This is a genomic window from Capnocytophaga sp. oral taxon 412 str. F0487 (genome assembly GCF_000271925.1).
In the GTDB taxonomy this organism is placed as follows: domain Bacteria; phylum Bacteroidota; class Bacteroidia; order Flavobacteriales; family Flavobacteriaceae; genus Capnocytophaga; species Capnocytophaga ochracea.
Window position 1 is genome coordinate 1 of sequence record NZ_AJZR01000049.1, and the last position, 12,844, is coordinate 12,844.

Here is a 12,844-nt window from a genome sequence, read left to right on the forward strand (position 1 = left end):
TTAATGGTTAATGGTTAATGGTTAATGGTTAATGGTTAATGGTTAATGGTTAATGGTTAATGGTTAATGGTTAATGGTTAATGGTTAATGGTTAATGGTTAATGGTTAATGGTTAATGGTTAATGGTTAATGGTTAATGGTTAATGGTTAGTGAGGAAGGGGGATTTCAACTTTGATAAAGACAGTAATGGAGGTGTGGCGACGAAAAGACGAACAAAAGACGAACAAAAGACGGTGCGAGCCGCACGGGCAGATAGAGAAAAGAGGAACAAAACCTCTCTCTAACCTGCTCCAAAGGGGAAAATAAAGCGACGTAAAGACGAACAAATGACGAAGGGAAAGTGAAGGTAAGTTAAAGCTAAGATAGAGATAAAAAGAAGGTTATTAGTGGATTTCAACATTGCCAAAGGTTTGAAATTTTGGCAATGTTCATACAAACAACGGTGCGAGTGATACGGGCAGATAATGGAACAATGAAGGAGAATAGGTTTTGCGAAGTAATATAAGTGTTGAAATATAGGGAGTAGTTTGTAAGCGATTGATATATAATGTGTAATAAAAAAAGGAGAGACTCTATTGCAATAGGAAAATGATGGATTTATTTTTGGAAATAAATTATAGTACGAAGCTATGTGCTTTGCTTTGTGCATATTAATATAATCTTTCTATTTTATTATTGTGCACTTCATTTTCTATTTCAAATAAATTAATAGCTTGTTATTAATTAAAAGTTTTATTATCATAATTTTTATGCTATGTAGAATTTGTAAAATAAAATATTTTAAATTATTCTTTATGATAGATTTTTGAATGAAATAGAAAATAAAAAGATTGTTTATAGTTGTTTTTTCGAAATAATACGAAAATGCAATACTTTCTGTTTAATTCAAATATGTATGTAAATCAGTATGTTATATCTAAAATCAATATTTCATAAAATTTATATATAAAAAAACTTTATTAAATATTTGGTCATATCATTTTTTATTTGTTATTTTGCCCCGTCGATTAAAGAAGAATAAAAACTAAATCACAATTAAAACTAAGATACTATTTTAATAATGGATTTTAAACAATTAGAAAAACAATATCGCGATGAATTGTTACAAAACGTGATTCCGTTTTGGCTAGAGAAATCGCAAGACAAAGAATATGGTGGTTATTTTACTTGTCTTGACCGCCAAGGAAATGTATTTGATACCGATAAGTTTATTTGGCTACAAGGGCGTGAAGTATGGCTCTTTGCGATGCTTTATAACCGTGTAGAAAAACGACAAGAATGGTTGGACTGTGCTATACAAGGGGCAGAGTTCCTCAAGAAATACGGACACGACGGAAACCTAAACTGGTATTTTTCATTAGACCAACAAGGGAACCCTCTTGTGGAACCTTATAATATTTTCTCTTATACCTTTGCTACGATGGCTTTCGGTCAGTTGAGCATTGCCACAGGCAATCAAGAATATGCCGATATAGCCAAACGCACTTTTGATATTATCCTTTCCAAAAAAGATAATCCTAAGGGAAAATGGAACAAAGCCTACCCAGGCACTCGTTCGCTTAAAAACTTTGCCTTGCCTATGATTCTCTGTAATTTGGCATTGGAGATAGAACCCTTATTGGACGAGGCTTTCATCGAGAAAACGATGGATACTTGTATTCACGAAGTAATGGACGTATTTTTACGCCCTGAACTGGGTGGCATCGTAGTAGAAAATGTAAATGCTGACGGTTCGCTATCTGATACTTTTGAAGGTCGTCAGCTTACCCCCGGTCACGCCATTGAGGCAATGTGGTTTATAATGGACTTAGGCAAGCGTCTCAATCGTCCTGAGCTCATCGAAAAGGCGGTGCAAACTACTCTAAAAATGATTGACTACGGTTGGGATAAAGAGTATGGCGGTATCTACTACTTTATGGATAGAAAAGGCTGTCCGCCCCAACAATTAGAATGGGATCAGAAACTGTGGTGGGTACATATAGAAACGCTTATCTCGCTGATAAAAGGATATCAACTCACTGGTAATAAAGAGTGCTTGCAGTGGTTTGAGAAAGTGCATCATTACACTTGGGAACATTTTAAAGACCCTAAACATCGCGAATGGTGGGGGTACCTCAACCGCCAAGGCGAAGTGCTCTTAGACCTCAAAGGCGGTAAATGGAAGGGCTGTTTCCACGTACCACGTGGCTTATATCAAGTGTGGAAAACAATTGCAATGATTAATGGTTAATTGTTAATGGTTAATGATAAAAGACAAATAATGAACAGAAAAACTTTGATAAAGTCTAAGCTACTTTGCCAAAGTTTCCTGCCCGTGCGGCTCGCACCTTTGGCAAAGTCTGCACTATTCGTTTTATCTCTAATAATATTGACGGCTTGTACAGAAACCCAAAAAGAACAACCTATGAAAATTAATATTACAACACTTACCACCCAAGGCTTGGAAGGCGATTTGCAGAAAGGCGTTTCGGCTTCTTATGCTGCCCTGCTCAACGGTGAATTATTGGTAGCAGGAGGGTGTAACTTCCCTGATAAACTCGGGTTTGAAGGCGGAAAGAAAGTGTTTTATGATGAAATACTTCACTTCAATAAAACGCAAAACCAATGGCAAACAGTGGGCAAACTTCCTGAAGCAGCGGCGTATGGGGTATCGGTAGCGATTCCTGCTGGCTATCTGTGGATAGGAGGACAGACGGCTACACACTCTTTAGCTAATTGCTATAAGGTGCAGTATTCAAAAGAAAAAGGCATTACGCTTACTTCTTTCCCTTCTTTGCCTCAACCACTCGACAACTTTGCAGGTGCGAGTATAGGTAGCAAGGTGTTTGTAGCGGGAGGTAGTGCTTCGGGAAAGCCCTCTAACAAACTGTATTATATCGATACTGCTACTGATAAAGAGTGGCATCGCTTGCCTGATTTTCCCGAAGAGCCCAGTGTACAACCTGTATTAGTAGCGATGGAACAAGAGGGTGATACACACTTATTCTTGTTAGGAGGCTTTTTCGGGGGGGATACTACCCGCGTGCCTACTCTCTCTACTGCTGTGTGGAGGTATAGTGTGCAACAACGGCAATGGCAAAAAGTAGCTACACAAGAAAGTCCTGATAAAGTGCTATTTTCGCTCACAGGAGCTACAGCTTTGGCTATTGATAATCGCTATATTGCTTGTTTTGGAGGTGTAAATGCAACACTTTTCTTAAAAACCATCACCGACCTCTATCATATAGGTCGCGATACTACCCTCACTGATGAGACACGCAAGCAGAAAAACTACGATTATATGTCGCATTATATGACACAGCCTATTGAGTACTATGGTTTCAATAAAGAGTGTTATCTGTTCGATACTCACACGCAACAGTGGTCGGTGCTCGATACACAGACTGATTTCGCTCGAGCAGGTGCTACCTTAGTAGGCTCTCCAGATGAGTTTTACCTCGTGCAAGGAGAACTAAAACCCGGTGTACGTAGCAATAAAACTTTTAAAGTTGTGGTAAAATAGTATATACTTATTTAAGGGAGAGGCTATGTCTCAGAAATCAATCAAAAAAACAAAATCAAACAAACTTTTGTTAATCTGTTAGATTTCCCGACCGTAGGAAGGCTCTTTAACAAACCAATATAACAGTTGATACTATGAAAAACAGTAAAATATACCCTTGGATAGTAGTGGCATTGCTATGGGTGGTGGCACTACTCAATTATTTAGATCGACAAATGCTCTCCACGATGCAGGAGTCGATGAAAATGGATATCAAAGAGCTTGCTGTGGGAGAAAACTTTGGTAGGTTGATGGGAGTGTTCCTTCTTATCTACGGATTGATGAGCCCTGTGGCTGGTATTATTGCTGACCGCGTGAACCGCAAGTGGATGATTGTAGGAAGCCTGTTTGTATGGTCGGCAGTAACTTATGGTATGGGTTATGCGACAACCTTTAATCAGGTGTATTGGCTACGTGCCTTAATGGGACTCAGTGAGGCGCTTTACTTAGCTACTGCTCTTTCTATGATAGCCGATTACCATACTTCAAAAACACGTTCTTTGGCTATAGGTATTCATATGTCGGGGCTTTATGCAGGGCAAGCCTTAGGAGGCTTTGGAGCTACTATTGCCTCTAACTATACTTGGCATACCGTGTTTCACTGGTTTGGTATGGTAGGGATAGTGTATGCTTTCTTCTTGGTATTTACTCTCTTTGATATAGAGTGTAAACCACAAGCAACTACACAAACAACGTCAGCACCGAAAAACTCATTGTTGTCGTCGCTTGCCCTTGTGTTTGGCACTTTCTCTTTCTGGATACTCTTGTTCTACTTTATGGCATCGAGCTTTCCAGGCTGGGGAACTAAGAACTGGTTACCTACGCTCTTTGCTACTAACTTAAATGTACCAATGGCTACCGCAGGACCCATAGCAACAATTTCTATCGCTATATCTTCTTTCTTGGGAGTGCTCATAGGAGGTACATTGTCCGACCGCTGGGTACAGACAAATATCAAAGCGCGCATCTATACTAGTACTATTGGTTTAGGGCTTACCATTCCTGCTTTGATACTCATAGGTTTTGGTGAGTCGTATGTAGCAATGATAGGGGCAACCTTGCTTTTTGGTATTGGTTACGGAATGTTTGATACCAACAATATGCCTATCTTATGCCAAATTATTCCACAACAGCAACGCGCTACGGCTTATGGCATTATGAATATGGGAGGCGTATTTTCGGGCTATGCTGTTACCTTAATGCTTGGTACTTCTACCGATGCGGGCAACTTAGGAGCTGATTTTAGCAAACTCTCGGTGATTATCTTAATAGCCATTGTACTGATGTTGCTATTCTTAAAACCTAAGAGAGAATTGTGTGGAGAATAATAATCCCCAACCCCTCCCAAGGAGGAGCTAATTGAAATAGAATTATTAATAAACACTCTCCTTATTATTGCTTTTGAGGTTCCCCTTCCCCTTCCTTTTTGGGAGGGGAAGAAAGGAGAGGGAGAGGAATAAATAACTAAATAAAATGACATTTGAAAAAATTAATGGGCTAATAGTAGCGCCTTTTACCCCTTTCGACAAGAGAGGAGAAGTAAATTTAGACCCTATTGATCAGTATGCAAAACTCTTGCAAAAAAATGGATTGATAGGGGTATTTATCAACGGTTCGTCAGGTGAAGGCTATATGATGACGGTTGAAGAACGTATGAAGATAGCCGAAAAGTGGGTATCAGTAGCTCCCAAAGGCTTCAAAGTGATTGTACACTGTGGGGCTACTTGCATCAAAGATAGCTACAAAATGGCACAACACGCCCAAGAAATTGGAGCTTTCGGTATAGGGGCAATGGCTTCACCTTTTCCCAAAGCGGGTAGGGTAGAGGAGCTGGTGAAATACTGCGAGGAAATAGCTTGTGGAGCACCTAATCTGCCTTTCTATTTTTACCATATCCCTGCGCTCAATGGGGTGTACCTTCCTATGTTGCCTTTCCTTAAAGCAGCTGATGGACGTATTCCTAACTTAGCGGGTATCAAATACACCTACGAACCACTTTATGAGTACAACCAATGTATGTTGTACAACAATGGTAAATACGATATGCTCTACGGCTTAGACGAGACTATCCTCAATGCTCTTGTAATGGGGGGTGCTCGTGGTGGTATTAGCGGTACTGGTAGCTATATAGGCAAGGTATTGGTAGGTATCATAGATGAATACCACAAGGACAATATTGCCAAAGCTGCTGAGTTGCAAAACTACGCCCAAGACGTGATAAATGTAATTGCTAAATATCGTGGTAACATAGTGTGCGGAAAGCGTATAATGAAGTTGCTTGGTTTAGACTTAGGTATCAACCGTACGCCTTTCCAAAACATTACTGATGAAGAGGAAGCAGTTATTAAGAAAGAATTGGAAAGCATTGATTTCTTTAACAAATGTAACCAAATGTAGTATATATAAAATGTAACTAACCTACCACCCCATTGTATTTATAAAATCAATCAGTAAAAATTTAAAGTAATGAAGCAAAAGTATTTATTTAATGTATTCTTCTTGTTGTTTTTTACCACAATAGGTTGGGCGCAAGAGATAATAGTGAAAGGGACGGTTTCTTCTGATGAAATGCCGTTGCCAGGTGCTGCTGTAGTTGTGAAAGGTACCACACACGGTACCCAGACCGACTTTGAAGGGAACTATACCCTCACTGCAAAGGAGGGTGATATTCTTGTATTTAGCTTTGTGGGGTATACTACCCAAGAGAGAAGAGTAACAGGTAGTCGCCCTATTAATGTGTCGTTAAAGGAAGAAGCGAATGTATTGGAAGAAGTAGTGCTTACTGCTTATGGAGGTACACAAAAGAAAGCAAAAGTAACGAGTTCTATTGCTTCAGTGAAAACAGAAGTATTATCAACCGGTTCTTTTTCTAACCCTGCTCAAGCTCTTTCAGGAGCAGTGGCCGGACTTAGGGTAGCACAGACTTCAGGAAGTCCAGGAGCTGCTCCTACCTTAGTACTTCGTGGAGGTACTAATCTTGATGGTTCAGGCTCACCCCTTGTTATCATAGATGGACAAATCAGAGGGGGATTGAATGACATCAACCCCGATGATATTGAATCAATGGATATATTAAAAGATGCTGGTGCTACTGCTATTTATGGAGCAAGAGCTAGCAATGGGGTAGTATTGGTAACTACTAAAAAAGGTAGATTAGGTGTTTCGTCACTGAATGTAAAATTGAAGCACGGATTTGCTTATATGAATAACCAAGTGGAGTTTCTTAATGCACGTGATTATCTTTATTGGCAACGTACGGCGGTACGTAATAGTGCCCGTGTATGGCAAAATGCTTCAGGTGATTGGAAAGGATTTACTAACGAAGCGAGTTTAAGTGGTGCACAACCTTACGGTACTGGTAATATACACTTCAAAAGTATGACCGATGATACGGTATTAAATCCTAATGAAAGTGCTAATTCATATTGGTCTACTATGTTCTCAGAAAGCCTTTCGCCTTCTCAAAAACAAAAACTTCTTTCAGAAGGATGGCAAACGATGACGGATCCTATTACAGGTAAAGAGCTTATTTTTTATGATTTTGATTTCAAAAAGGCAGCTTTCCGTCCTTTTGCTCTTACTAGAGACTATTCGTTATCAATGACAGGAGGTAATGACAAAGGAAAATATTATGCTGGTTTGGGCTATTATAACCAAGAAGGTTTGCCTATCAAGAGTTGGTATAAGCGACTCACTGGTACTTTGAACGCTGAGTATAAGTTAAAACCTTGGCTTACTTCCACCAGCAACTTCTCAATAGCCTATGCTACTTGGTATAAAAATGTGAATACTTCTGCAGATGATGCCTATTTTGGACGTATGCTTTCAGCTCCTCCCACTCAAAAAGAAAAAGTAAATGGACAGATAGTAATGGGACGTGGTGGTGCTGACGGTAATCCACGTTTTTATGAAAATATATTTCTTCGTGATAATAATACCAATAAAATTAATTTCGGACAAAGCCTCAGGGCTGATTTGTATAAAGGGCTTTCATTAACAGTGAGTGGACAAGTGATGTTTGATGAAGAATATTATGAAAGCTTTAATAAAGACCACCAAACCTCACCAGGTAAAGCTGCTAATAACTGGAGTAGAACTAGAAGTACTTCAGCTAGCTTTAAAAGAACTATACGCCAAACTTATAATAGTATCTTAAACTACAAGTTTGATATAAAATCTCATCACTTTGATGCTATGGCAGGTTATGAGTATTACGACAGCTATACACGCGGGCTTAGTGCTTCAGGCTCAGAAGCACCTACCGATGAGTTCCAAGACTTAGGTTTGACTTCTAACAAAGAAGGTAAACGTGGGATAGATTCATATCATTATGGCAATAGAATCAAATCATATTTTGGACGTTTAAACTATGACTATGCTGATAAGTATTTGTTTTCATTTACTATTCGCCGTGATGGATATTCTCGATTGATTAATAACCGTTGGGGTAACTTCCCAGCAGCCTCTCTGGGTTGGATTATTACTCGTGAAGAGTTTATCCCTGACAATATAAAACGAGTACTTTCGTTTGCAAAACTCAGAACCAGTTTTGGTTTGAATGGTAATGTGCCAGATAAATTTATAGGTGATTATACCTTACAAGGTTCTTATGACACTAATAAGTACAATGGGGCAGTAGGCTATGTCATAGGTACTTTTCCTAATAAAGGACTTCGTTGGGAGAAAACGCGTACCTTTGAAGTTGGATTAGATTTAGGTTTTATCCAAAACCGTATCAATGCTAATTTTACATTGTACGATCGTTTGACAAGTGATAAGATACAGTCAATGACACTTCCACACTCATCAGGAGCTTCTGCTATCAATACTAACAATGGGTCTTTCAGAAACAGAGGAGTGGAGATAGAAACTAACTTCCGGATTATAGATAAGAATGATTTGCATTGGAGTTTAGCAGTAAATGCTGCTTATAACAAAAATACAGTAGTAAAACTACCTCATAACGGTTACCCTAATAACAGGCAAGATGCTATTGAGGTCTACAATCCTACCACAGGTAAAAAAGAATGGGTAGGAGGTTATCAAGAAGGACAAGAGCCTGGTGATATGTATGCTCACGAAGCGTTAGGTATATACCAAAATGAAGAACAAGTAAGACGCTTGGCTGATAATTTGGTTGATGAAACCGGATCTAAAAAACTATACGGACCTGCCGCTTGGGCAAGACTAAGCGATGCTGAAAAAGAAAAAGGACTTCCTATCCAGCCTGGAGATGTAATTTGGAGAGATGTGAATGGAGATGGTAAAATTGATAATTATGATTTAGTGAAAGCTGGTAATATTTACCCTAAATGGACAGGAGGTATCAATACTACCTTAAGTTATAAAAATATCCGATTCTCTGCCCGTATGGACTATGCGCTCAACTTCAAACAGCGCATCTCAATAGGTAACTCATTGCCTTGGTACTTAGGTAATATGCAAGGTACTTTTAACACTGTTAAACAGGTAAATGATACTTGGACACCTGATAATCCTACTGCTAAATATCCTAAATATTATTGGGCTGACCAGCTTGGTAAACGTAATTACTACCGTAGTTCAACAATGTTTATTTATGAAGGAAGTTACTTAGCCTTCCGTGAGATAGCTCTTAGCTATAATTTCCAAAAAGATATAGTTAGTAAAATGGGACTTGATAATTTAGAACTATCTTTGATAGGTCAGAACTTAGGTTACCTTACTAAAGCTGAAACTTATTCTCCTGAGGCTTTAGGGCAATCAAATTCAGGCTATCCATTGCCAAGGACTATTATCTTAGGATTGAATTTAACCTTTTAAAAAATGCAACATATGAAAGTTTTAAAATATACAACAATTATCGCAGGGCTATTGCTTACAGTCTCTTGTAATGATTTAGACCTTGTTCCAAAGGACTATAATGGTAGTGGTAACTTCTGGAAAAATGAAGCTCAAGTAGTAGGAGCTATCGAGGGAGTGCATAACCAATTTAGAAGCAATGATTTTAACTATTGGATAATGGGTGAAGCACGTGGAGGTACTATGGTGCCCGGTGGTACGTCATCATTAGAGCAGAATATATATTATTCCGATATAAAAATACAGAACTTTTCTGCTCAAAATCCTAACAATAGTTCTTGGTTTGACTTTTATGGAAAGATTTTTAATATTAACAATGCTATTAAAAATATTCTAGAAGCCAATTATTTAACTGAAACCAATAAGAATTATTATTTAGGGCAAATGTACGGAATGCGTGCGTGGTACTATTTTTGGCTTTACAGAACCTATGGGGGTGTACCCATTAAAACTGGAACTGAAATATTAGACAAGACGCCTAGTAGTGGTAAAGAATTATTTACGCCTCGTAGTACTCCAAAAGCTACTTTAGATTTCATAAAGACCGATATTAATAACTCTGAAAAATATTTTACAGATTCTAACAGAGTGAATAATTTTGATAGAATACATTGGTCATATTATGCTACCTTGATGCTCAAAGCCGAGATTTACCTTTGGTCAGCCAAAGTCACTACTGGTGACCAAGTTCCTTCAGCCTCTGATTTAGACACTGCTAAGGCAGCATTAGACAAGGTAGCTAGTTCAGGTAAATTTAGCCTTTTGCCTAACTATGCCGATGTATTTGCTTACAATAAAAAGCAAAATAATGAGATTATATTTGCAATGGCTTTTTTAGAAAATGAAGCAAGCACTCCGTTCAACTCATTTATGTATTACCCACCCAATTTTATCAATAAATACGATGAAACTGGGAAAGCTTTTCCTAATAACGACCCCTTGAAGATTCAGTCAGGGTTCTTATTCAATGAGTATAAATTTGAATTGTTTCAGGCTTTTGATGCTACTGATACCCGTAGAGCTACTACATTCCTATCGTTCTACTCTAATGCAGCTAAAACACAAGGGAGAGGGATAGCTCTCATCAAATATATAGGCTTTATAAACACAGCGAACACTCGTGTTTTCTCTGATGATATACCTGTATACCGTTATGCCGATGTACTGTTGATGTATGCTGAGATAGCTAATAAGCAAGGCTCTGACCCCTCTACTTATATCAACCAAATTAGACAGAGGGCTTATGGTTCAAATTATACTTCAGCTAATGCGTATACACATACTAACTTTGCTGATGGTGAGTTAGCTATCTTGAGAGAACGTGATAAAGAGTTTGTAGCCGAATCTAAACGCTGGTTTGATGTTCGCCGTCTACAAGATGCCTCTGGTAAACCTCTTGTATTTTCAAAAGAGGCAAGTTATGGTACAGTGGCAGGCAATGTAGAGCCTATACTGAATCAAAATACAGAAGCGCATAAGCTACTTTGGCCTATCAATTCTGATATTATCAGCAGAGATACACTCGTTACTCAAACACCTGGTTACAAATAAAGATAAAGATTTTTAGCTTTATTGAAGATGAAAACGGGGTTCCTTGTAAAAGGGGCTCTGTTTTCTGTTTTACATATTTCTTTCTCAAAAAAAGTACCTCTGCTTTCAATCATTGAGAGCAGAGGTACTGTCTATTTGCAGACTCTATATAGAGTCTATTTGCAGACTCTATATAGAGTATATAGAATGGTTCACTATTTTAGCTTCAACTCTTCCACTATCTTTTGGATTTTTCCGTCCAAAACCTTTTGAGTTGCTTCAAAAGCGTCTACACTGCTCAAAGGAGTGTTTACACTGAAATAAAACTTAATCTTAGGCTCTGTACCGCTGGGGCGTGCTGCTACGCGGGTACCCTTATCGGTGTGGTAGATGAGCACATTCGATTTAGGAACGTCTATATCTTCTACTTTACCAGTAAGTGGGTGGAAAGCCTTAGACGATTGGTAATCGCAAATCAGCGTTACTTTTTCTCCATTAATTTCCTTCAACGGATTTTCGCGCAAGTCTTTCATCATCTTAGCAATCTCTTCTGAGCCCGAAATACCTTTTTTCACTAAGGAAATGAGGTACTCTTTGTAGAACCCGTATCTGGTATAAGCGTGTAGCAATTCTCTGTAGAAGGAACTGCCTTTAGCTTTAGCAAATGCAGCAATCTCACAAGCCAATAGGGTCGCAGTTACGGCATCTTTATCGCGTACGAAATCACCAACCATATAACCGAAGCTTTCCTCTCCACCGCCTATGAAAGTGAGCTTAGGGAAATCTTTAATCATCTTGGCAATCCATTTAAAGCCTGTGAGTCCTTCTTTGTATTGCACTTTGTATGCATTAGCAATTGTGTGAACCATAGGAGTCGAAACGATAGTAGAAGCTACAAACTCGTTGCCTTTAAAGCCTTTTTTGCTTTGTTGTGCCAAGAGAAAGTCGGTCATCATTACCATTGTTTGGTTACCGTTAAGTAGCACCATTTTGCCGTGGAGGTCGCGAACGGCTATACCTATTCGGTCACAATCGGGGTCGGTACCTATTACGATATCAGCTCCTATTTGGTCTGCTTTTTTGAGTGCCAACGTAAGAGCTTCGGGCTCTTCTGGGTTAGGTGATTTTACGGTAGGGAAGTTGCCATCAGGTACAGCTTGTTCCTCTACGATGTGTACATTGGTAAAGCCAGCGCGTTTGAGCACATCGGGTACCATAGTGATAGACGTTCCGTGCAAAGAAGTAAATACAATTTTTAGCTTGTCTTTCTCAGGAGCATTGAAGTCGCCGTGTTTGATAGAAGCTTCGGCAAAAGCATTGTCAAGTTCTTTGTCGATATAGTGAATAAGACTCTCATCGGCGTTGAATTTGATGTCTTTGAAGTCAAGTGCTTCAATAGCTTTCATAATATCACCGTCTTCGGGTGGTACTGTTTGTCCGCCGTCTTCCCAATACACTTTATAACCGTTGTATTCTGGTGGATTGTGAGAAGCGGTAAGCACGATACCCGCTTGGCAGCCTAAGTAGCGTACTGTAAACGAAAGCTCTGGGGTAGGGCGGAGGTCAGAGAATAGGAATACTTTTATGCCATTAGCTGCAAATACATCGGCTACTATTTTGGCAAACTTCTTAGAGTTATTGCGACAGTCGTGAGCGATAGCCACTTTAATCTCTTGGTTAGGGAAGCATTTTTTGAGGTAGTTGCTCAATCCTTGGGTATTTTTGCCCAAAGTGTATTTGTTGATGCGGTTGGTACCAATTCCCATAATACCACGCATACCACCAGTACCGAACTCTAAGTTCTTGTGAAAGGCTTCGTTGAGCTCATCGGGATTTCCGTCGATGAGGGCTTGAACCTTGTTGCGGGTTTCTGCATCAAAAGTGTCAGAAAGCCACATTTTTGCTGTTTCAATACTTTTCATAAAATTAAT

The 12,844-nt window shown here is 39.0% G+C and carries 7 protein-coding genes; 6 read left to right on the forward strand and 1 reads right to left on the reverse strand.

Features of this window, described 5'->3' with window-relative positions:
• Window positions 1-1,061 precede the first annotated feature (1,061 nt).
• From HMPREF1321_RS07925 to HMPREF1321_RS07950, 6 genes are all read left to right on the forward strand, one after another.
• Complete coding sequence (locus HMPREF1321_RS07925; protein WP_009422130.1) at window positions 1,062-2,231, forward strand: AGE family epimerase/isomerase; 1,170 nt, start codon at window positions 1,062-1,064, stop codon at window positions 2,229-2,231.
• A gap of 6 nt (window positions 2,232-2,237) precedes the next feature.
• A complete protein-coding gene (locus HMPREF1321_RS07930; protein WP_034575919.1) occupies window positions 2,238-3,503 on the forward strand; it encodes a cyclically-permuted mutarotase family protein in 1,266 nt (421 codons plus the stop codon).
• A 134-nt stretch (window positions 3,504-3,637) separates the two neighbouring features.
• Entirely contained in the window at window positions 3,638-4,870 is a 1,233-nt protein-coding gene (locus HMPREF1321_RS07935) for an MFS transporter (protein ID WP_009422148.1), read from the forward strand.
• Between the two features lie 145 nt (window positions 4,871-5,015).
• A complete protein-coding gene (locus HMPREF1321_RS07940) occupies window positions 5,016-5,939 on the forward strand; it encodes a dihydrodipicolinate synthase family protein (RefSeq protein ID WP_009422151.1) in 924 nt (307 codons plus the stop codon).
• A gap of 69 nt (window positions 5,940-6,008) precedes the next feature.
• Entirely contained in the window at window positions 6,009-9,344 is a 3,336-nt protein-coding gene (locus HMPREF1321_RS07945; protein ID WP_009422144.1) for a SusC/RagA family TonB-linked outer membrane protein, read from the forward strand.
• Between the two features lie 12 nt (window positions 9,345-9,356).
• A complete protein-coding gene (locus HMPREF1321_RS07950; protein ID WP_009422199.1) occupies window positions 9,357-10,934 on the forward strand; it encodes a RagB/SusD family nutrient uptake outer membrane protein in 1,578 nt (525 codons plus the stop codon).
• 194 nt (window positions 10,935-11,128) lie between these two features.
• Here HMPREF1321_RS07950 and HMPREF1321_RS07955 read toward each other — a convergent pair whose 3' ends face one another.
• Window positions 11,129-12,835, reverse strand: a complete 1,707-nt coding sequence (locus tag HMPREF1321_RS07955; protein ID WP_009422180.1) for a phospho-sugar mutase — start codon at window positions 12,833-12,835, stop codon at window positions 11,129-11,131.
• Between the last annotated feature and the right edge of the window lie 9 nt (window positions 12,836-12,844).